Origin of the sequence: Sandaracinus amylolyticus, assembly GCF_000737325.1 — a bacterium.
GTDB lineage: Bacteria > Myxococcota_A > Polyangia > Polyangiales > Sandaracinaceae > Sandaracinus > Sandaracinus amylolyticus.
In genome coordinates this window covers 8897205-8919597 of record NZ_CP011125.1, presented here as the reverse complement: position 1 = coordinate 8919597, position 22393 = coordinate 8897205, and the positions used below count along the sequence as shown (strand labels likewise).

Annotated in this window: 14 protein-coding genes and 1 pseudogene; 13 read left to right on the top strand and 2 right to left on the bottom strand. The window is 69.9% G+C overall.

What is annotated here, in order from left to right:
• Positions 1-36 precede the first annotated feature (36 nt).
• Positions 37-381, bottom strand: coding sequence for a hypothetical protein (locus DB32_RS37510; protein WP_157069945.1), 345 nt, complete (start codon positions 379-381; stop codon positions 37-39).
• A gap of 110 nt (positions 382-491) precedes the next feature.
• Between DB32_RS37510 and DB32_RS37505 the strand changes: the two genes are divergently transcribed.
• From DB32_RS37505 to DB32_RS49805, 11 genes and pseudogenes are all read left to right on the top strand, one after another.
• The gene (locus DB32_RS37505; protein ID WP_053237462.1) at positions 492-1994 is read left to right on the top strand and encodes a glycogen synthase; all 1503 of its coding nucleotides are present in this window, start codon (positions 492-494) and stop codon (positions 1992-1994) included.
• Positions 1994-3268, top strand: coding sequence for a glucose-1-phosphate adenylyltransferase family protein (locus tag DB32_RS37500; protein ID WP_053237461.1), 1275 nt, complete (start codon positions 1994-1996; stop codon positions 3266-3268). Before DB32_RS37505 ends, DB32_RS37500 begins: the two co-directional genes overlap by 1 nt.
• A gap of 793 nt (positions 3269-4061) precedes the next feature.
• Positions 4062-10214: a MopE-related protein gene (locus tag DB32_RS37495; protein WP_053237460.1), complete on the top strand. Its 6153-nt coding sequence runs from the start codon at positions 4062-4064 to the stop codon at positions 10212-10214.
• The gene (locus DB32_RS37490; RefSeq protein ID WP_053237459.1) at positions 10211-13048 is read left to right on the top strand and encodes a MopE-related protein; all 2838 of its coding nucleotides are present in this window, start codon (positions 10211-10213) and stop codon (positions 13046-13048) included. Before DB32_RS37495 ends, DB32_RS37490 begins: the two co-directional genes overlap by 4 nt.
• Positions 13049-13619: 571 nt before the next feature.
• A complete protein-coding gene (locus tag DB32_RS37485; RefSeq protein ID WP_053237458.1) occupies positions 13620-14465 on the top strand; it encodes a hypothetical protein in 846 nt (281 codons plus the stop codon).
• A gap of 517 nt (positions 14466-14982) precedes the next feature.
• Positions 14983-15390, top strand: a complete 408-nt coding sequence (locus DB32_RS37480; RefSeq protein ID WP_157069943.1) for a hypothetical protein — start codon at positions 14983-14985, stop codon at positions 15388-15390.
• Positions 15391-15594: 204 nt separating this feature from the next.
• Entirely contained in the window at positions 15595-16026 is a 432-nt protein-coding gene (locus DB32_RS37475) for a hypothetical protein (RefSeq protein WP_157069941.1), read from the top strand.
• A gap of 67 nt (positions 16027-16093) precedes the next feature.
• A complete protein-coding gene (locus DB32_RS37470) occupies positions 16094-16588 on the top strand; it encodes a hypothetical protein (RefSeq protein ID WP_053237455.1) in 495 nt (164 codons plus the stop codon).
• A gap of 17 nt (positions 16589-16605) precedes the next feature.
• A complete protein-coding gene (locus tag DB32_RS37465) occupies positions 16606-17088 on the top strand; it encodes a hypothetical protein (protein WP_157069939.1) in 483 nt (160 codons plus the stop codon).
• A gap of 140 nt (positions 17089-17228) precedes the next feature.
• Positions 17229-18446: pseudogene (locus DB32_RS50350) on the top strand (RHS repeat protein); the annotation flags it as partial.
• A gap of 40 nt (positions 18447-18486) precedes the next feature.
• Positions 18487-19389, top strand: coding sequence for a hypothetical protein (locus DB32_RS49805; RefSeq protein ID WP_240481300.1), 903 nt, complete (start codon positions 18487-18489; stop codon positions 19387-19389).
• A gap of 704 nt (positions 19390-20093) precedes the next feature.
• Here DB32_RS49805 and DB32_RS37450 read toward each other — a convergent pair.
• Positions 20094-20330, bottom strand: coding sequence for a response regulator (locus DB32_RS37450; protein WP_053237451.1), 237 nt, complete (start codon positions 20328-20330; stop codon positions 20094-20096).
• 49 nt (positions 20331-20379) lie between these two features.
• Between DB32_RS37450 and DB32_RS37445 the strand changes: the two genes are divergently transcribed.
• Both DB32_RS37445 and DB32_RS47585 read left to right on the top strand, forming a co-directional pair.
• Positions 20380-20682, top strand: a complete 303-nt coding sequence (locus tag DB32_RS37445; protein ID WP_075097715.1) for a hypothetical protein — start codon at positions 20380-20382, stop codon at positions 20680-20682.
• A gap of 791 nt (positions 20683-21473) precedes the next feature.
• Positions 21474-22037 (top strand): RCC1 domain-containing protein, encoded by a 564-nt coding sequence (locus DB32_RS47585; protein ID WP_157069934.1) that lies wholly within the window; start codon positions 21474-21476, stop codon positions 22035-22037.
• The last annotated feature ends 356 nt before the right edge of the window (positions 22038-22393 follow it).

Below are 22393 nucleotides of genomic sequence, written 5' to 3'. Positions count from 1 at the left end.
GCAGCGCGCTCCCGTCGGCACGAGCTCCGGTCGAGCTCAGCGGACCTCGACCTCGATCTGCGCGCGGCACGAAGCGGGCAGCGTGCCCGCCTCGAGGCTGCTGCACGCGAGCGTCTCGAGCGCCGGCAGGCACTCCTCGCGCAGCTCCGCTTCGTCGCGGATGCTCACGACGCGCCCGCAGCCCTGCGTCATCGTGACCGTCGACTCGATCTGTCGCTCGAGCGCGTCTCGCGACAGACCGTCGTCCAGCCCGCAGCGCACGATCGCGTCGCCGAACACCTGCACCGTGTCGTTGCAGGCCGCCTCTTCCGCGCTCTGACCACACGCCGAGAGCGCGAGCGCAACGAGCACGATCGCTGGGGCCGTCGTTCGTTTCGTCATCGGGAACCTCCGGGCGCCGAGCCTAGCGCGTGACCCCTTGGCGAGCCCTCGTCCGGTGTCCAAGTAGCGCCGCCCGAGATCGTCGTTCTCCGGTATCGTCCGCACGCTCGATGAAGATCCTCTTCCTGACCGCCGAGGCCGCTCCATTCACCAAGGTCGGTGGGCTCGGCGACGTCGCGGGCGCGCTCCCCGCGGCGCTCCGTGCGGTTCCAGGTGCCGGGCTCGACGTCCGCGTCGTCACGCCGCTCCACGGCGGCGCGCGAGCGCGCATCACGACGCCGCTCGAGCGCGTCGCGCGCGTCTCGGTCCCGCATCCCTCGGGACCGCTCGGTGCAGAGATCCTCGCGACCACATACGACGGCGTGCCGTTCTACTTCGTGCACGCGCCCGGGCTCTTCGACGACTCGATCGCCGTCTACCACCAGGACACCGGGTGGGACGGGCATCGCTACGCGTTCTTCTGTCTCGCCGCGCTCGAGCTCGCGCGCGTGATCGACTTCGTGCCCGACGTGCTGCACGCGAACGACTGGCACACCGCGCCGTCGATCCCCGCGCTGCACCGCGCGCGCTTCTCGGACCCGAAGCTCGGTCGCGCGCGCACCGCGCTCACCGTGCACAACCTGCCCTACGTCGGCTGGGGCGCGGGGCCCGCGATGCGCGCGTTCGGGCTGGTGCCCGGTGAGCTCCCGCGCGTCGCGCCCGAGGGCCGCGAGATGCCGCTCCCGATCGGCCTCTCGCTCGCCGATCGCATCACCACCGTCTCGCCCGGGTACGCGCGCGAGATCCTCGAGCCGGAATTCGGCGCCGGCCTCGACGCGCTCCTCCGCGCGCGCAAGGACGCGCTCGTCGGCATCCTCAACGGGATCGACACCGAGCTCTACGATCCGAAGACCGACGCCGCGCTCCCGCAGCGCTACGACGCGACCACCGCGCTCGCCGCGCGCGCCGTGAACAAGCGCGCGCTCCGCCGCGAGCTCGGCCTGGTTCACGAGCAAGGCAGTGTCGACGAGCCGCTGCCGCTCTTGGCGGTGGTCTCGCGCCTCACCGGCCAGAAGGGCATCGACCTCGTGCCCGACGCGATCCGCGCGCTCGCGCGCGATCACGCGTTCCAGTGCGTGATCCTCGGCACCGGTGATCACGCGCTCGAGGAGCAGCTCCTCCGCCTCGCGGGAGAGCTCGGCGATCGCGTACGGGTGCGCGTCGCGTTCGACGAAGCGCTCTCGCGCCGCATCTACGCGGGCGCCGACATGCTGATGCTGCCGTCGCGCTACGAGCCCTGCGGGCTCGCGCAGATGATCGCGATGCGATACGGCTGCGTGCCGGTCGCGCGCGACACCGGAGGCCTCTCGGACACCGTGCGCGACCTCGATCTGCACGACGCGCCGACCGGCTTCCTCTTCCCGGTCGCGTCGTCGCGCTCGCTCGCCTTCGGGCTGCGGCGCGCGCTCGCGACGTTCGCGGCGGTGAGCCCGCGAACCGGCGAACACTGTGCTCGAGAAGGACGCTTCGCCATGCTGCAGCAGAACGGCATGCGCGAAGACTTCTCGTGGTCGCGCGCCGCGCTCGCGTACGCGCACACCTACCGAGAGCTCGTGACCGGAGAGACGCGCTGATGAAGACCGTGGCCGTGATCCTGGCGGGCGGCGAGGGCTCTCGCCTCGGCGTCCTGACCGCCAAGCGAACCAAGCCCGCCGTGCCCTTCGGCGGCAAGTTCCGCATCATCGACTTCGCGCTCTCGAACTGCGTGAACAGCGGCTTGTTCGACGTGATGATCGTCGCGCAGTACCGCCCGCACTCGCTGATCGAGCACATCGGCGCGGGCGGGCCCTGGGAGCTCGACCGCGAGCGCACCGGCGGCGTGCGGATCTACTCGCCGTACAAGTCGCGCGAGGCGGGCTCGTGGTTCGTCGGCACCGCCGACGCCGTGCAGCAGAACTTCCTGTTCGTGAAGGATCGCCGCCCCGATCTCGTGGTGATCCTGAGCGGCGATCACATCTACCGGATGAACTACAACGACCTGATCGCGAAGCACCTCGAGCGCCGCGCCGACGTGACGCTGGCGACGATGGAGGTGCCCGATCACGAGAAGTCGCGCTTCGGGATCGTGCAGCTCGACGACGACGAGCGCGTGACCTCGTTCGTCGAGAAGCCGAAGGACCCGATCCCCGGCCTCGGGTCGATGGGCATCTACGTGTTCAACTACGGCGTGCTCGACCGCGTGCTCCTCGAGGACTCGCGGATGCCCGACTCGAACCACGACTTCGGCAAGGACATCCTGCCGCGCATGATCGCGCGCGGAGAGCGCGTGTTCTCGTGGAAGTACGCCGGCTACTGGCGCGACGTCGGCACGATCGAGAGCTACTGGGAGGCCCACATGGACCTCATCGGCGAGCCGCCGCTCTACGACCTCAACGACCTCGGCTGGCTCATCCACACGCGCTCCGAGAACCGCCCGCCGGCGCGCCTCGCGAAGGGCGCGGACGTGAGCGACTCGCTGATCACCCACGGCTGCGCGATCGCGACCGACGCGCACATCGAGCGCTCGATCCTCTCGGCCGGCGTGCGCGTCGAGCCGGGCGCGGTGGTGCGCGAGTCGGTGCTGCTGACCGACTGCGTGATCGAGCGCGGCGCGGTGGTGGAGCGCGCGATCCTCGACAAGCGCGCGCGCGTCGGGCAGGGCGCGCGGGTCGGCGCGATGCCGCAGGGCGACGACGAGCCGGGCTCGCGCCGGTTCGCGGTGCTCGGCAAGAACGCGGTGATCCCCGCGGGCTTCGTGGTCGGCGCGGGCGCCGAGGTGGGGCCGGACGTGATCCCGAGCGACCTCGGGTCGAGCCCGCTTCCCGAGGGCGCCGCGGTGTTCACGAAGCGCCGCCCTCACGAGGTCTGAGCCCCAACCGGAGTGCTCGTTCGCCGGCCCGGACGGGAGCGCGCGAAGCGCGCGGACGGTAGGGGTCGGCGTGCGAGCCGATTTGGTTGCGGGAGTGCTCGTTCGCCGGCCCGGACGGGAGCGCGCGAAGCGCGCGGACGGTAGGGGTCGGCGTGCGAGCCGATTTGGTTGCGGGAGTGCTCGTTCGCCGGCGCCGGACGGGAGCGCGCGAAGCGCGCGGACGGTAGGGGTCGGCGAGCGAGCCGATTTGTTGCCGGCCCCGCGCGACGCCGAATCGAGACGAGGGATCTCCATGCCCGTCCCGCGGGACGGCGGAGAGCCCTCGGGGTCGTCCGCCCGCGGGACGCCAGAACGCGTGTGATCTCCGCGCTCTAGCCCCGCCGCCGGGCGTGCGCCTCATTCGCGATTCGGGGCCCGCGCTCGCGGCGGTCTGCGCGGGGCGACGCCTCCGCGTGGTCTGCCGCGCTGCGAATTTTTCGTGCACTCTCGATCGCGACTCGGGGGAGTCGTTGGGGTGGTGGGGGTGTCGCGCGCTGTCCCATTCCGTCGTGATGTCGACGGGATGGTCGCCGCGAGCTGAGGGCGTGATCTGTTCGCGCTTCCATGCTCGTGAAAAAAGTACGCCCGGTGTGAAGGCGAAAACCTTCGCGGCCATCGACCGGCGCATCCCTTCTTTTCACCTCGGCGGGGGGCCGAGCGGGAGAACGCGATGGGCGTACGGAACGAGAGCGGAGCCAGATTCCGAGGATGGGCCCGAGGGGCCGCAGCCGTCGCGACGTTCAGCATCTGCTTGATGCACGTCGGGCATGCCTACGGCGAGGGCATCGCCGCGCTGATGGTCTCGAAGTCGATTCCCGAGTCGACCGTCGCCGTGATCGACCCGGAGTCGGGCACGTCGAGCGGAGCCAGCACCGGGACCGACGTCCGGATCGCGCCCGGCGACGTGATCCTGTTCCGCATCAACTACTTCGGGATGCCGGACCGCGTCGCGCGCGGCATCAACGCGTACATCACGGAGTTCGTCCCGCCGAACACCGAGGTGGTCGGCGTCCGCCTGATCGATCCGACGACGCTGACGGCCTATCCCGGCGGGCGCACCATCGCGCCGAACCACCCGGGCCTGGCGCTCGACCGCTGCACGAGCGGCGGCAGCTGCGGCACCTACACGCTGCCGTGCACCGGGGGCGCGGGCTGCAGCGGCGGAACGCGCAGCGTGCCCGAAGGCGCGCTCTCGCAGCTCTACGGAGACACCGGCTTCTTCTATTCGACCGACGCGCGCACCCAGCGCACGCCGGCGAACGCGTTCCTCACGTACTTCAACGGCCAGTCGATGGCGGGCCGGCCTCCGACGTTCGCCGCGAGCATCTCGCCGATCCTCGGCCTCGACGGCGTCACGACGTTCTTCGGGCACACGCCGTGGGACGTCGATCAGGTCTACGCGTTCGGCATCGCGAACAGCGACGGCAACCGCAGCGGCAACCAGGGCAACGGCGACACGCCGTTCCAGTACGGCTCGCCCGTCGCGGGGCCGCAGACCCACTACCTCTACGAAGCCACCGATCTCAGCGTCGGCGGCGCCGACCCGCCGACCGACGTCGTGTTCAACCACGTCGTCGGCCCGTGGCAGCGCATCCGCTACGCGGGCGCGCGGATCGGCACCGGCACGACGGCGACGTACACGGCCTCCGACACGCGCCGCAGCATCGACGCGTCGGCGACCGGCTTCGACGTGCGCCCCGCGAACCCGCTGCCCGCCGCGACGAACGCGGTGCGCGCCGCGATCGGCGAGCTGCGCGCGGGTGAGGCGGGCATCCTCGAGATCGCGCTGCGCGTGATCGACACGCCGCTCGACCCGGTGATGATGCGCGACGCGAACTGCGCCGAGAGCTTCGGCGGCGGTCCCTCGAGCAGCAACGCGGGCCAGGACAACCCGTGGGGCTTCGTGATCCCGTCGCCGGGCTGCGTGTTCCTGAACAACCAGTTCGACCTCACGCCGGACCGGATGCTCACCGACAACGGCGAGCGCATCACCTACACGCTGCACGGCATGAACCTGTCGACGTTGCCGCAGACGAACGTCGTGGTGACCGCCGACTACGACAGCAGCCGCGGCGCGCTCGTGCCGGGCAGCGCGACCGGCGCGCCGAGCTCCGCGATGTGCGGCACCCGCCCGTGCTTGCGCTGGGTGCTCGGCACGCTCGATCCCGGCGAGGAGTACACGTTCACGTTCCAGTACGACGTGAGCGGCACCGGCCAGATCTCGCTCGTCTCGTACGCGAATTACACGTCGACCCAGCTGCCCGCGCCGGGATTCACCACGCAGGCGGTCACGCTGAGCCGCCCGACGCCGGTGCTGCGCGCGTCGTTCACCCAGCCGCTCACCGCGCAGGCCGCGGGCAGCAACGTCGTGCTCAGCGGCACGCTGCAGAACTGGGGCACGCAGGCGGCGTCGCTCGATCCCGCGCAGATGCTCCTGCCCGCGGGCTGGACCGTCGTCTCGGGCCCGACGCTGGGCACGACGTCGCTCGGACCGCGCACGAGCATCACGACGCCGACGAGCACCCCGATCTCGGTCACGCTGCGCGCGCCCGCGGGCACGGCCGCCGGTCTCTACGACCTCGACTTCAAGCTCTTCTGGTCGGCGAGCAACTACGGTGGCTCGTTCGAGGCGTTCTTCCCGACGGCGGTGCGCGTGCCGATCGGACAGCCGCGCAGCGATCGTCCCGTGATCGACTGCTCGCGCGTGCTCTCGAGCGCGACGACGATCGTCGGCACGCACACCGAGAGCAACGCGAGCACGGTGGTGCGCGTCTTCTTCAACAACATCGAGCGCGGCAGCGACGCCTCGACCGCGGGCGGCGCGTGGGACGTGGGCACGTTCGGGCCCGGCTCGACGTTCGGCGCGCTCTACGGCGGCCTCGAGGTCACCGCGACCGCGCAGGCACCGGGCGAGCTCGTCTCGCTCCCGAGCGAGCCCTGCTTCGTCACGCACGTGCCGGGCTGCAGCGACGGCCTCGACAACGACGGCGACGGCGACGTCGACTTCCCCGGTGACTCGGGCTGCTCGGGCCCCGGCGACAACGACGAGCGCGACGTGCAGTGCTCCGACGGCGTCGACAACGACGGCGACGGGCGCGTCGACTTCCCCGCCGACCCCGAGTGCAACGGCCCCGACGACGGCACCGAGGGCGGCGCGCCCGCGTGCAGCAACGGCGTCGACGACGACGGCGACGGGCGCGTGGACTATCCCGCCGATCCCGACTGCTCGAGCTCGAGCGATCGCGACGAGGTGACGCGCCGCGCGTGCAGCGACGGTCTCGACAACGACGGCGACGGCCGGATCGACTTCGGCCTCGGCGCGACGAACGACGAGGGCTGCCACTCGGCGAACGACACGAGCGAGGGCCCGTTCGTCTACGCGCCGGGCGACGTGCGCCCGCGCATCCTGCTCGTGTTCGACACGTCGGGCTCGATGAACTGGCACACCTGCGCGGATCAGTTCACCGGGGGCGACGGCTCGGGCGAGTGCCTCGGCGGCGACGTCGCGTGCGCGACCTGCGGCGCGTCGGGGTGCGGCAACGGCATCGCCGACGACTCGCGCATCGCGCGTGCGCGCGCCGGCGTGAGCGACGTCGTCGCGGCGTTCGGCGACGTCGAGATGGGCCTCATGCGCTTCCGCCAGCGCGCGACGAGCTTCGCGTGCCCCTCGGCGAACGCGACCGCGGCGTCCGGCGGCTGGGCGGGCTCGGGCGCGGTGTGCGGCGAGTACGCGGCGGGCGATCTGCTCGTCGGGTTCTCGCCGGAGAACGAGTACTCGATCCTCGAGTGGCTCGACGGCAGCGACAACTACGGCGGCACCGCGCCCGCGGGGCTCGACCTCGAGCTGCGCGGCTCGGGCACCACGCCGCTCGCGGGCTCGCTCGCGTCGGCGCAGGCGTACCTCGCGGACGTCCGCACCGACGATCCGCGCAGCTCGTGCCGCCCCTACGAGGTCATCCTGCTGACCGACGGCGCCGAGACCTGCGGCGGCGATCCGATCGACGCCGCGACCGACCTCCGCACCGCGGGCTTCCCCGTCAACGTCATCGGCTTCGCGAACAGCCCCGACGCGAGCGCGCAGCTGAACGCGATCGCCAGCAACGGCGGCACGGGCAGCGCGATCTTCGTCGACGACTCGGCGGCGCTCAGCGCGGCGATCGCCGACATCGTCAACGGCTCGATCCGCACCGAGCTCTGCAACGGCGGCGACGACGACTGCGACACGCTCGTCGACGAAGGCTTCGTCCTCTACTGCAACCGCCCCGGCGGCGTGACGTCGCCGACGCTCTGCACCGATCCCGGCGAGACGCAGTGCAACGGCGTCGACGACAACTGCGACGGCCGCATCGACGAGGGCCTGCGCAACCGCTGCGGCGCGTGCGGCGCGGAGCCGCCCGAGGTCTGCAACGGCGTCGACGACGACTGCGACGGCGTCGCCGACGAGAACAACGTCTGCGCGGGCTGCCGCCCCGAGGCGGAGCTCTGCGACGACGTCGACAACGACTGCGACGGCCGCACCGACGAGGGCCTCGCGCGCGTCTGCGGCACCGACGTCGGCGCGTGCACGGTCGGCCAGGAGGTCTGCACCGCGGGCGCCTGGGGCACGTGCAGCGGCACCGGCCCCGCCACCGAGACCTGCGACAACGTCGACAACGACTGCGACGGCGTGATCGACGGCCTCACGCGTCCGTGCGGCACCAGCGTCGGCGTGTGCCGCCCCGGCACCGAGACCTGCACCGCGTCGGTGTGGGGCGCCTGCGTCGGCGCGGTCGGCGCGTCGCCCGAGATCTGCAACACGCTCGACGACGACTGCGACGGCGTGGTCGACGACGGCAACCCCGGCGGCGGCGGCGCGTGCGGCACCGCGCTCGGCGAGTGCAACCCCGGCGCGCTGAGCTGCGTCGCGGGCGCGCTCGTGTGCAGCGGCGGCACCGGCCCGACGCCCGAGACCTGCGACAACCAGGACGACGACTGCGACGGCCGCGTCGACGAGGAGCTCCCGACCGGCGCGTCGTGCGGCGCCTGCGGCGCGGGCCTCATGCGCTGCGTCGGCGGCACGATGACGTGCACCGGCGATCGCGCGCCCGGCACCGAGATCTGCAACGGCGCCGACGACGACTGCGACACCCGCATCGACGAGGGCAACCCCGGCGGCGGCGTGACGTGCGGCACGTCGACCGGCGCGTGCGAGCCCGGCAGGACGCAGTGCACGGGCGGCGCGATCGTCTGCACCGGCGGCACCGGTCCCGCGACCGAGAGCTGCAACACGATCGACGACGACTGCGACAACCTCGTCGACGAGGGCAACCCCGGCGGCGGCGCGGAGTGCGGCGGCAGCGATGCCGGCGAGTGCGAGCGCGGCACCGAGGTCTGCGTCGGCGGCGCGCTGGTGTGCGTGGGCGAGAGCGGCCCGCAGCCCGAGCGCTGCGACGGCCTCGACAACGACTGCAACGGCAGCGTCGACGAGGGCAACCCCGGCGGCGGCGCGGCCTGCGGCGACGACACCGGCGAGTGCACCGCGGGCACGACGATGTGCCAGGGCGGGACGCTCGTGTGCAGCGGCGGGCGGGGCCCGGTCGAGGAGGTCTGCAACGACCTCGACGACGACTGCGACGGCGTCGTCGACGACGGCCTCTCGGTGGGCGCGCCGTGCGGCGAGGGGACGGGCGAGTGCACGCCGGGGCGCCTGACCTGCGTCGGCGGCGAGATCGTCTGCGAGGGCGGCAACGGCCCGATCAACGAGAGCTGCAACAACCTCGACGACGACTGCGACACGCGCATCGACGAAGAGGTGCCCTCGGCGGTGTGCGGTGAGACCGAGGGCGTCTGCGAGCCGGGCACGCTCACGTGCATCGGTGGCCGTCAGGTCTGTACCGGCGGCACGCCGCGCGGTCGCGAGGTCTGCGACTGCGACGACGACGACTGCGACATGATGGTCGACGAGGACCCCGACGGAACGCTCTGCCCGCCGGGCAGCGCGTGCGTCGACTGCGCGTGCGCGCTGCCCTGCGCCGACAGCGAGTTCGCGCGCTGCCCCGCGGGCCGCGTCCCGCAGACGAACGACGAAGGCATGTGCTTCTGCGTCGCGCCGCGGTGCGACGACACCGCGTGCGCCGGCGAGACCGTGATGGACGGCGACGAGGTCTTCTGCGCGCCCGGCATGGAGGCCGAGGGCATCCCGTCGTGCGCGTGCCACAACAACCGCTGCACCTACGCGTGCGAGGACGTCGACTGCTCGGCCGAGGGCCTGCGCTGCGAGCCCTTCTCCGGCACCTGTCAGGTCGACGACTGCCGCAGCTTCCCGTGCCCTGCGGGCGAGATCTGCGATCGCACCGCGCCCGATCCGGTCTGCGTGCCGGACCCGTGCGCGACCGCCGGATGCACCGCCGAGCAGGCGTGCCGCGCCGGCGTCTGCGAGACGAGCTGCGCCGAGGTGAGCTGCGAGGACGGCGAGCGCTGTACGAGCGGCGAGTGCCTCGTGAACCCGTGCGCCGACGTCTCGTGCGGCGGCGAGCGGGTCTGCGATCCGACGACCGGCGAGTGCACCACGAACCTGTGCGGCGACGTGGTCTGCTCGAGCGGCGACGTCTGCGATCCGCTCACGGGCCTGTGCCGTCGTGATCGCTGCCTCGACCTGCAGTGCCCCGAAGGCCAGCGCTGCAGCGGCGGCGAGTGCGAGCTCGTCGTGGTGCCGCGCCTCGACGGAGGTCCGCCGCTCGACGACGGAGGCTCGGACGTCGACGCCGGCCCCGACGGCGGTGACGGAACGGTCCGCGTGCTCGCGGCGGGCGGCGGCGGCTGCCTCTGCACCGCGGCGGGCACCGGTGAGAGCTCGCGTGCTCCGTGGGCGATGGCGATGCTCGCCGCGCTCGGTCTCGTCCTCGTCGCGCGCCGGAGGGTCCGATGAGCCGCTTCGTCTCCAGCGCGCAGCGGTTGGCGCTCCTCGTCGTCCTCTCCTCGTGCACCGTCGAGCCGTACTGCCTGGTCTGTCCCGACGTCGACGGCGGTGAGCCGCTCGACGGCGGGACCGACGCCGGCAGCGACGCGCGCGTCGCGCCGCGCGATGCGTCGGCCGACGTGATCGTCGTGCCCGACGGCGCGTGCATCGACTTCGAGCTCTGCAACGAGCGCGACGACGACTGCGACGGCCACACCGACGAGGGGATCGACACCGAGTCGAACCCCGACCACTGCGGCGGCTGCGACATGCCGTGCCCCGTCTACCCGCACGCGTTCGCGGTGTGCGAGGCGGGCGAGTGCAGCATCGGCGCGTGCGACGTCGGCTACCTCGACCTCGATCCCGCGCAGCCGGGCTGCGAGTACTACTGCATCCCGACGGTCACCGACGGGACCGACGAGATCTGCGACTTCAACGACGACGACTGCGACGGCGCGATCGACGAGGACATCGACTTCGCGAACGACCCCGAGAACTGCGGGTTCACCAGCTCGGGCGCCGGTCGTTGCGGCAACCACTGTCGTGGGTCGCGCGCGGCCGGCTCGTGCAGCGCGGGCGTGTGCACGCTCGGCGCCTGCGACCCCGGCTACTACGACATCGACGGCAGCGCGACGAACGGCTGCGAGTACCAGTGCACGCCGGCCGATCCGCCGGTCGAGGTCTGCAACCTCCTCGACGACGACTGCGACGGGACCGTCGACGACGGCGAGCCCGGCGCGGGCGTGGCGTGCGGCAGCGACGTCGGCGCGTGCGGCGCGGCGGCGGGCGTCACGATCTGCCGCGCGGGCGAGATCGTCTGCACCGGCGAGCCCGCGCCGGCGGCCGAGACCTGCAACACGGTCGACGACGACTGCGACGGGCGCGTCGACGAGAACAACCCCGAGGGCGGCCGCGTGTGCGGCATCAGCACCGGCGCGTGCGAGGTCGGCACCCAGCAGTGCGTCGGCGGCGCGCTCGTGTGCATGGGCCAGGTCGAGGCGACCGCCGAGATCTGCAACACCATCGACGACGACTGCGACGGCGCCGTCGACGACGGCAACCCCGGCGGCGGCGCCGCGTGCGGCCCGACCGCCGGCGCGTGCGAAGCGGGCGTCGTGACCTGCACGCGCGGCGCGCTCGTGTGCACGGGCGGCGTCGGGCCGAGCCCCGAGCTCTGCAACAACGTCGACGACGACTGCGACGGCAACGTCGACGAGGGCGATCCCGAGGGCGGCCAGCTCTGCGGCAGCGACGTCGGTCGCTGCGCGCCGGGCGTGCAGCACTGCCGCAGCGGCTCGCTCGTCTGCGAGGGCGCGATCACCGCGACCACCGAGACCTGCGACGGCGTCGATCAGGACTGCGACTCGAACGTCGACGAGGGCAACCCCGGCGGCGGCGCGGCGTGCGGCGAGACCGCGGGCGCGTGCGAAGCGGGCACCGTCCAGTGCCGCGGCGGCACGCTCACCTGCGAGGGCGCGATCGGCCCGACCGTCGAGCTCTGCAACGGCACGAACGACGACTGCGACGCGATGACCGACGAGGGCTTCGCCCTCATGACCGACATCAACAACTGCGGCGCGTGCGGCCGCGTGTGCTCGTTCCCGAACGCGACCCCGCGCTGCAACGCGGGCACCTGCGCGATCGCGGCGTGCCGCCCGGGCTTCGTCGATCTCGATCCGACGCGCCCCGGCTGCGAGTACGCGTGCTCGTTCGCCGGCAACGAGGCGTGCAACGGCCGCGACGACGACTGCGACGGCCGCACCGACGAAGGCCTCACCGCGCCCTCGGCGTTCTGCAACCCGAACGGCGTCTGCAACGGCACCGCGGCGACCTGCGGCGGCGCGCGCGGCTGGGAGTGCGTCTATCCGGCGACCTACCAGCAGACCGAGCAGCGCTGCGACTCGCTCGACAACGACTGCGACGGCAGCATCGACGAGGCGTTCCCGCTCGTCGGCGATCAGTGCAGCAACGGCAGCGGCACCTGCCGTCGCGTCGGCACCTACGTCTGCGCGGCGTCGGGCACCGCGGTGCAGTGCAACGCGGCGGCGGCGGGCACCCCCGGCGACGAGTCGTGCAACGGCGCCGATGACGACTGCGACGGCGAGGTCGACGAGACCGGCGTCAACGATCCCGGCACGCCGTGGCGCGACGCGATCGACGCGAGCGCGATCCCGACCGTCACGTACACGAGCGGCGGCCGCACGATCCGCGTGATGCGCTACGAGGCGTCGCGTCCCGACGCGACGTCGACGAGCGCGGGCTCGCTGAGCACGCTCGCGTGCTCGGCGCCCAACGTGCGCCCGTGGACGAGCGTGACCTGGGCCGAGGCCGAGGCCGCGTGCTGCGCGCTCAACGCGAGCGGCACGTGCACCTCGCCGACGAGCGGCTGGCACCTCTGCGGCGCGGAGGACTGGGAGACCGCGTGCGAGGGCCCCGCGGGCAGCTGTGACTGGTCGTACGCCGCGACGTGCAGCGCGACGCAGCCCGTCGCGTGCAACGGCATGGAGTACGACAGCAACACGAGCCTCGCGGGCGATCAGGACGCGCTCGCGACGACCGGCTCGCCGACGTTCTCGTCCTGCTACACCGACTGGGCCGCAGCCGGCCGCGTCTACGACATGAGCGGCAACGTCCGCGAGTGGACCTCGACGTCGGCGGGCACCTCGGGCGGCGTGCCGCTCTACCAGGTGCGCGGCGGCTCGTACCAGAGCATCGAAGAAGGACGTACCTGCGACTTCGACTTCACGGTCGCGCAGCGCACGTTCCGCGCGCCCACCACGGGCTTCCGCTGCTGCATGTACTGAGCTGCCGGAGTGCTCGTCCCGCCGGTCCCGGACGGGAGCGCGCGAAGCGCGCGGACGGAAGGGACTGGGGGGCGAGCCGATTTTCGGCAGCTGATCTCGAGAACGAGCGCGGCGCGCGTCTGCGTGCCGCGCTCGTTCGCGTGTCGGGAATCTCGGAGATTCGCCGGGTGGATTCGAAATCCAGAGGGTGAATCTCGGAGATTCGCCGGTCGATTCTAGAATCGCCGACCGAATCTCGGAGATTCGCCGGGTGGATTCAAAATCCAGAGGGTGAATCTCGGAGATTCGCCGATCGATTCTGGAATCGCCGAGCGAATGTCGGAGATTCGCCGGGTGGATTCGAAATCCAGGGGGTGAATCTCGGAGATTCGCCGGTCGATTCTAGAATCGCCGAGCGAATGTCGGAGATTCGGCGGAGCGCTCCAGCCGTCCGAGGCCGCTCACGGCGGAAGGACAGGCGAGACCCTGCTCCGCTCGCCTTTTTTCCGATCAGCGCACGCAACGCTCCGAAGCCCACGCCGATGACCGGGCATTCGCGCACGAAACCACTCGCGCGAGAAGGAGCGACACCGTGCCCGTTCGTCCCGACAGCCACCCCGACGCGCCGAGCCTCAAGGCCGCGCTCGACAGCAAGCGCGACTTGCTCGAGCGCATGCCGGAGCCGGAGATCTTCCGCACCCACCGCCTCGACGCCGCGACCGCGGCCGGCGTCGTCATCGGCAGCCTTCCGCGCATCGCGCAGCACCGCGATGCCATCGCCGCGCAGTTCGGCCGCGAAGGCGCCGGGTTCCTCGACGATCTCCCGATCGTCGCGCGCGCGACGCTGCAGGCGAACGTCGAGCTCACCGCGTCCGACGCGATGAGCGATCTCGCCGACATGGCGGCGGACGTCGCCGAGGAGCACAAGCTCGTGTTCACCGACGCGGAGGCGCTCGCGAACCGCAAGCTGCTCGATCGCAGCCGCGTCGAGACGGGCCGCCCGGTGCAGGGCTATCGCACCGTCGCCACCAGCACGCTGGTGATCGTCTCGCTCTTCCGCGAGCACTGGAGCGCGGTGCGCAACAAGACGCCGCTCACCCGCGAGGATCTCGATCGCGTCGAGAAGAAGGCGGAGCTGCTCCTGCAGCGCCTCGACGAGCGCGAGCAGGGCTCGACGCGTCTCCCCGCGGCGGAGCTGCGCACGCGCGCGATCAGCTTGCTCGTGAGCACCTACGGCGAGGTCCGCCGCATGATCACGTACGTGCGGTGGTGGGACGAAGACGCGGACACGATCGCGCCCTCGCTCTGGTCGGGCCGCCGTCGCGGCAGCCGCAACGAGGTCGTGGTGGAGCCCACCGACCCGACCGAGCCCGAGACGCCGGTGACGCCGATCCCGACGCCCGGTCCGATGAACGGCGACGGTCCGTTCACGTCGTGAATGGGAGAGGCGCGGAGCAATCCGCGCCTCGTTCGTTCCGCGAATCCGCCGAATAGGCGACCGCTCATCCGTCACACCGCTGTCTCGCGGCGCGACGCGAAGAATCCGAGTCGGACTCTGCTGAACCGTCCTGGCGATGTCGTATCTGCACGGACCGATGACACAGAGTGCGTTCGTAGACGCGCGACACATGATCTGCAGCCCCGGTACTCCCACGAGCCGCAGGGGGAGCAGGCGGGCTCCTCCTCGGCGGCGGTGGGGGCGGTGGTGGTGGTGGGGCGGTCCTGTATCACGGGACGGATCTCGCGAGCGCACAGGAGATCGCCGCTAACAAGGCCCGTTGGTTCGCACAAGCGAACCCCGCGATGGCTGAGTCGACGGGCGTAGTCGGGATGAGATTGCCGGGTACTCTTGCTGAGGCACAGCAGGCAGGCCTCATAGCGCTCGACGGAACTGGTGCCCACGTCGTGAGGAACTGGGAGGCTTTCAACAATGCCGTGACCTTCTTCCTGGTGCCGTGACGAGATTCGACGAGGTCTTCATGAGACAGGCAAAGTTCCCCACGAGACGGGCTGATGGAAGTGTCTCCGTTGCTGGACGGTTCAACTTCGGTGGACAAGTGGCGGCTGACGCTGCTGCGGCGAAGGTGCGAAGCTGGATCGCGGAACGCGAGGCGGAGACTATCGAGCTGACCGAAGACCTCGCGTCGGCTCCGTACATCGTGGTTAGGGATGACAGTACGTTCGACGTAGTGTTCGAAGGGCGGCCCGGACAGCCGCGGTGGAAGGACTGGATGGTGGCGTTGACTCGGGAGTTGGCGTCGACCGTTTCCAACGTCAGGTTCGACTGCTTCTACGACCTTGTTGGCGACGTGCGGCATCCTGGATCTGGTATCCCGGGCTCGGGAACCCTGCCCCAAGCCTGACCCACGTGATCGCCGATAGTCCGACGGAGTCACTGGGCAGGATCCGGAGCGGGACTGGCTCGATGGCTCGCGCTCGCGCGCGTACGTGCACGACTCGCTGGGCCGGCTGACGGACGTGACGAGCTTCGACGGCGCGACCATCATCGAGAGCACCCGCTACGACGTGCTCGGGAACATCACGTCGCGGACGGGATCGGGAGCTACGTGTACGCAGATCCGAGCGGCGCGCCGCACGCAGTGACGCAGGCGGGCCCGAACGGCTACAGCTACGACGCACGCGGTCGCCAGGTGGAGCGCAGCGGTCCGCAGGTCCGCGAGGGCTTCCAGCGGATCGACTCCTACACGGCCTTCGACCTGCCGGTGTCGGTGACCGTCGGCCTCGGGGAGGCGTCCCGCACGGGCTACCTGCACACCGACCCCCTCGGCTCGGTCGTGCTGGTGACCGACGAGACCGGCGCGCCGAGGTGCGAATCGACGGACGCTTTCGATCCGACCCCAGCCTCATCGATCAGGTCATCGACGGTGCAACTCAGACTACGACTCAGGCCGACGGCGCCGACGTTTTCATCCGGCGGCAAGGACGCGGCGGTTCCGCTCGCTTCGATGTCGTCGTCGTCGGAGAAGAAGGCGTGGTGACCGCGATGAGCAATATGAGGAGGGACGAACTGCCCGGGCTCGCTCGTAACTACGGTTGGGAGGGTGCATGGTGACGCTCGAGGAGCGCTTTGTCTTGCACACCACGAGTGCTGATATCGAGTTCGACATGACGACGGCGAGCTTCGCAGAGAGGTTCCTGGATTATCACGTGACGATTCGTGCTCTCGACGACGCGCGCGCGGCGGGTGTTTGCTTCCCGACTCGCGTTCCGTGCTCTACCTACCAGGGTTCGTTTCGCTCTTTCCGAAGGCTGTTCGAGGAGTACCTCTCGGGCGGCAAGGACACCGACGGAGTCCCCGACGAAGCGTCGGAGATTTTCCTGGCTATGGAACTGGACTTCTTCTTCTACTTTCGCGGACGGCTTGGATGTTGGCCGGACGGTCGTCGGGTGCGGCTCGTGTTCATGCTGATCATGCCCTCGTCGCCCCCGAATGAGCGCGACTACGCAGGAATCGAGGGGAGCGTCGCGGTCGATGCGGTCCGAGGACTCTTTGAGTTCATGAGCGAATGGGAGACCGTGCTCCGCAGAACTGCATCCTGATGGATGGGCCGAATCTCATGCCGACCAATCCTAGACAGACAGTCGCTAACGCATTTTCGCTCGTCACGAAGGGAGGCTGCGTCGAGTTCGACATGTCGAACGCGCGGCTCATCGATGGCATGCTGACCTGTCTCGTCTCACTGCGTCCCACGGAAGCCGCGGCCCGAGCCGGTCTTCGATTGCCTCATGACATCGCGTGCTCGATCCGCCCGGAGACGTTCCGAGTCTTTCGAACTTCGTTCGAGGCCTATCTGCGGGAAACGGTAGACTCCGACGGCGCGTTGGTGAGGAACTCCGAGGAGTTCGTTCCCGAGCAGCAGAACTTCTGGTTTGCCATCCACGGCGGCGGGGTGGATGAGGACGGGACGGGTGAGGTAGCGCTCCTCTTCATGCTGAGCGCAGGACAGATGTACGTAGGAGTGCGCGGAGACGTGCAGATTGTCGCCATCCGCGAGCTCTTCGACTTCATGGACGGTTGGACGGCAAAGCTTGGTGGCTGACGTTTGACCGACCGGCACCGGGCCGTGCCGGCCGCGCAGCGGTCGGGCTGGGACCGATACGCGCTCGCGCACAGCGCGTGTTCGCAGGGGGAGGCGCCCTCGCGCACGAGATTCGCTATGGATACGAGCCCGTCCCGACGATGGGGGCGAACCGCGGTTTCCTGTCGTCCGAGACTCACGACCAGCCGGGCCTGCCGGAGATGGTCGTCACGTCGTCCTACGACAGCTTCGGCCGGCCGCTTCAACTCGGCTATCCCGGCGAGGCCGGTGCGTTCGCGGTCACTCACGAATACGATAGCTTCGGCCATCTGAATCGACTGCGTGACTCGACGGGAACGCTCCTCTGGGAGTCGCTCGAGAGCTACCAGGGCTATCGACGTGCTGGTGAGACGTTTGGGAACGGCGTGGAGAGCTCGGTCAGCTTCGAGCCTCTTACCGGCCGAATCCAGCGAATGTCGACCACGAGCGCAGCCGGCGTCGCGCGCGACGTGACCTACGCGTACGATCTCGATGGTCGACGAGCTTCGGAGATCGATGGGCTGACTCCCGCGAATTCTCGTGCGTTCGTCCACGACGTGCTCGGGCGACTCACCGACGTCACGAACCTCGACGGAACTGTGACTCACGAGAGCACGCGCTATGACGCTCTCGGGAACATCACGTTCCGCACGGGAATCGGCACCTACGACTCCAACGATCCCAGCGGATCGCCTCACGCCGTCAGTCAGGCTGGTGGGAACTCGTACTCCTATGACGCACGCGGGCGCCAGCAAGAGCGGAGTGGTCCGCAAGTGTCTGGCGGGTTCCAGCGTATCGACGAATACACCGCGTTCGACCTGCCGACGACGATTGTTGTCGGTGCCGGTGAAGCCGCGGAGACGGTCGAAATGCGCTATGACGCGTCCGATCGGATCGCAGCGCGCCTGAGCACGGGGACCGATATCCGCTACATCGGGCGACTCTACTCTCGTGAGGAGACGAGCGCTGGAGTCGAGCACCGCTTCCGCGTCTACGCTGACGGGCATCAGGTCGTCGAAGTCACGAGGCACACCGGCGGTGTGGGTGGAACCACGGAGTCGCGGCAATTCCTTCATGCTGATGCGCTTGGCTCGATCGTGCTCGTGACTGACGACAACGGTCACGAAGTCGACGAGCGCAGCTATGCGAGCTTCGGTGACGCTGGCTCGGTCACAGGCCCCGAGGCCGGATACACCGGGCACCGCCACGACGATGAGCTCGGCCTCATCGATATGATCGGTCGGGTGTACGACCCGGTGATCGGCCGGTTCCTCACGCCGGATCCCATCACGGCGATGCCGACGTGGACTCAGTCGCTCAATCGGTATGCGTACGTCTACAACTCGCCCTTCGTGGACCGATCCGACTGGCTGCAACGGGGTGAGCGTCACGAGCACGGATGGTGGGCCTGCCACGCTTCAGCCGCCCCCCGGTGTCGAGTTGCTCGGATACGACGAACAGGGGAACCCGATATTCGGCGCCCGTCGGTCGCCGGGCCAATCGGAAGGCATGTCGCCGCCGCCGAATCCCTACGACGCCGAGACCAGCTCGAGCGGCGAGCCGATCGCGACCGGAGGTGTCGCGGAAGGACAATCGCCTTCCATCGACTGGGGAACGCTAGCAGACCGGACTGTCCATCTCGTCGGGGGTATCGCGGTAGGTCTCACGGGGTCTGTCGGCCCGCCCCCGACCGACCCCGAGAATGCACGTGCTTTCGAGATTGGCGTGCTCATCGGCTCGATTGGTGGCCTGGGATACGACGCTGCCGTGATCGTGAGCGGGCTCGGCGCCATCGGGGGATCGGGGGCCGGTGGCATCGCAGGGGCTGCTCCGAGCGGGGGTCTCAGTCTCGTACCCGCGGCTGTTGGGGTCGCCGAGGGTGCGGCGCTCGTGACCGCTGGTCTGGCCGCTGCGGCCGCGCACGTGCGCGGCGCCGTGACCGCGCTCGATCACATCGACCGCATGAACGCCGGAGACGGCGATTCCGAGAGCCCGCTCGAGTTCTACGGGCCAGAAGACGCAGCCCGGTACGCACTGGAGAGTCCGGACGTGCCGCCACCGATTCGTGGTCAGAGCGTGAGGAGTGTTCGCCGCATCGGGGACATCGGCCCGGTGCAGAATCCCGCCGTGCGCGACGGACTCCGACGAGCCGGGTATGATCCGAACGATTTCCGTGCCGTGCAGTACGAAGTCAGAACCGAGAACGGCGGCAGTGCGATTGTGGCGATGTTCGAGGCCGAAGGCGGTGTGATCGTCGGGCCGCACTTGTCTTCGGCGAACTAGCCTGGAGGTCGGACGCGGATGGACGCGAGCGTACTCGAACGAGCAGTGGAGTTGGTGCGCGCACATTTCGACGCGTTCAGTCGAGGGGACATCGAGCTCGCGCGCAGACAGCTGTACCATCCGAGCGGGGCGAATGAGCTGCCTCGCGACATCTATGTCCGCGGGATGACGCGACTCGGCCCGTTCGACGTTCGACACGTTGCCGTGTCTGAGATCGGAGCGTTGCGTGAGCGCCCGTACGGAACGTGTGCAACCATCTGGGTGGCGTTCGAAGTCAATGTTTCGAAGCTCGGGGTGCGACGCGACATGCTCCCGGTCTGGTGGTTTCCGGACGACGGGAGGATGCTAATCGCGTCGCGGCGATCGGACTGGGTCCAAGAGTACGACAAGCAATCCAACTAACGCGATACAGGTACGAGCGAGCTCCGTCTCCCCCGCGCGCTGCTGAGGGAATGGACCATCACAGGCACGGTGCGCTTCGCTGTGTTGGAGCGGTGCTCCGGCAGGAGCTTCCCCGCGGAGCGGCGTTGCAGTTGCAATGCTTTGGCTCACGACCCCCACGCATCAGCGCTGCAGTTGCGCGCGAGCCCGGAATGCCGGTGAGAACCGGCTCGGTGAGATGTCATGACGCACAGGCGAGCCTGCGCGGACGTACGTGTACGCGCGCGCTGATCGCGCCAGTCAACCCCGCGTTCCACCTCGTGTCACGACGGTGCCCTCGTCACGTCCGAAGGGGGCCCGATCATCCGCGCGATCTCGCGCGCCAGCTCGATCGGATCGAGCGGCTTGCCCACGTGGCGATCGACGCCGCCCTCGCTCGACGCGCGCGCGTCCTCCTCGCGCACGAGCCCACTGATCGCGATCGCCGGATCCCGCTGCACTGCGCGGCCGCGCGCCTTGCGGTCGATGACCTGGAGCCCCGCACGATCTTCCGCGCTCACTTGCAGTCCAACGTGATCGCGAGATCCGCGCACAATCGTACGTCGGCGTATGAGGCCCGAAGCTCTCGACGCGATCGCGCTAGGACGGATGCCGGCCGAGCCCGATGCCACCGACGCCGAGCTGCGACGCTGGCAGGACACGATCCAGCGAATCCCCGAGCCCGTTTCCCTCCAAGAGGCACGCGCGCTCTCGGCCTCGTTCGGTCCGGACGACTGCTTTGGGCTCGCGTGGGCGCTGCTGCACAAGATCGAGACGTGCGGAATGCAGGTCGTCGTCGACGAGCCCGAACCGTCGGACGAGTGGCGCCATCGACTCTGGCGCAGGTGGCAGAATCAGCTCGGCATTCCTTGATGCGCGCGTACGGCTCGTCCCGGTGCGCGACGGCTCGTTGCGCGATTCATCGAAAACGACTACGGCGCCGCGTGGTGAACCGAGACGAGATCGATGGAACGCAGCTCGCGCTGCTCCTCGCTTCGACGTTCAAGATCTCAGGCTGGGCTTTCGGACGCCCTGCCGCGCGCGCTCTTCTCGGCGTGCGACCGCGGAGACCGCACTCGATCGCGCGGTCAACCCGTGACATGCGTTGTGGCAGCAGGCCCAGAGCTGCGCTGCTGCTGCTGGCGCTCGCGCACGCGGCGCATGGCTGTGGAGTGTCGGTCGATTCCGGGGACCCGCCGCGAGACCGCGACCTCGAAATCGCGTCGGCTCACGCGCTCGAGGCTCCAGCTCGCGACGTCGAGCCTGCTCCGAGCGAGCCCTCGACACTTGTGCCTGCGGCGCTGCCGCCGCTCAGCGTCTCGCCTCGAATCGATGCCTTCGGTTACGCGGTGTGCTGGTTGGCCGACCCACACACCGTTCGGTGCAGAGAAGGCGAATCGCAGCGATTCACCTACGACTCGCGCGAACCGCTCGCCGGGCTCGACCTGAGCGCGCAACGCCTGTGCGTCTGGGGGCTCGCGGGGCCCGCACGATGCTGGCGGATGAGTCGGCGGACGACGACTCCGATCGGGGCTCCCGTCTCGCACGGGCGCGATGTCGTTCAGCTCGCACAGGACGACTCGGGATTCTCTCTGTGTTGGCGAGAGCGCTCAGGAGAGATGGTGTGTCGTGGGGACGATGCAGGCCGAGAGCTCCGCACTCCCGTGGACTATCTCGCGCACTCATGCGTGATCGCGGACGGCGTCGTGAGGTGTCGTGGGAACGCGGACGGCGGGCGACTCGGCCCCGGGTGCTCGTCATCCCATTGCGATGAGTGGGTCGACGTCCCGATTCCTGATCGCGTCATCGCGGTCGCGACGACGATTCAGGGCGGGTGTGCGCTCGCAGTGAACCGAACCGAGCTCCACTGTTGGGGCGGCGTCGTCGGCGACACGAGTCTGTGCCACCCGGACAGCAGTCGGATCATGCCTCCTGCCGACGCGATCAGGCGCCATCGCCTGCCTGGTTCGGTCGAGGCTCTTCGGAGCGTCGGAGTGAACGTCTGCGCGGTGCTCACCGACGGCGACGTTCACTGTCTCACGACACTCGGGGTCACGATCCCATCGAGCGTGCTCGTCGATCGAGAGCCTCGCCGTGTACTGGGTGAGGTCGCGGACATCGGACAGACGAGCCTCGCGCGCACCTGTGCGATCCTGAGAAGCGGTGAGGTCCGCTGCAACGCGAGCCTGGACGACGTCGGGTTCGACTTGGCCGCTGCGATCGATTGAGAGCGACCCACGTCGCGCCGACCGGGCGCGAAGAGCATGCGGGCGCAGAGTGTGGCCTCTCAGAGATGATCGGCTCGCGACGGAGCTCGTCGACCCATGGCCGGTTCGGCGCGTCTCACTCGACGAAGAAGGCCGCCCCGATTCGCGCGATGCGAGCACGGTCGACGAACGCACCGCGCTGGTCTGGACGCTGACGCGCGAGCAGTGGGCGCTCAGGGGTGAGCCGATGCCGAGCTACGCGCGCACCGAGATGCCGGGCAAGCTCACGCGCCTTCGATGCCGAGCGCGCTCCAGGCACTCCAGGCCTCGCGCACCCGACGCGCCCACGTTCTCCCCGCACGAGCACGACTCTGCTG

Coding starts and splice junctions, on each gene's coding strand:
- DB32_RS37510 (WP_157069945.1), bottom strand. CDS start 381: ATGACGAAACGAACGACGGCCCCAGCGATCGTGCTCGTTGCGCTCGCG.
- DB32_RS37505 (WP_053237462.1), top strand. CDS start 492: ATGAAGATCCTCTTCCTGACCGCCGAGGCCGCTCCATTCACCAAGGTC.
- DB32_RS37500 (WP_053237461.1), top strand. CDS start 1,994: ATGAAGACCGTGGCCGTGATCCTGGCGGGCGGCGAGGGCTCTCGCCTC.
- DB32_RS37495 (WP_053237460.1), top strand. CDS start 4,062: ATGCACGTCGGGCATGCCTACGGCGAGGGCATCGCCGCGCTGATGGTC.
- DB32_RS37490 (WP_053237459.1), top strand. CDS start 10,211: ATGAGCCGCTTCGTCTCCAGCGCGCAGCGGTTGGCGCTCCTCGTCGTC.
- DB32_RS37470 (WP_053237455.1), top strand. CDS start 16,094: ATGGTGACGCTCGAGGAGCGCTTTGTCTTGCACACCACGAGTGCTGAT.
- DB32_RS37465 (WP_157069939.1), top strand. CDS start 16,606: ATGCCGACCAATCCTAGACAGACAGTCGCTAACGCATTTTCGCTCGTC.
- DB32_RS37445 (WP_075097715.1), top strand. CDS start 20,380: ATGAGGCCCGAAGCTCTCGACGCGATCGCGCTAGGACGGATGCCGGCC.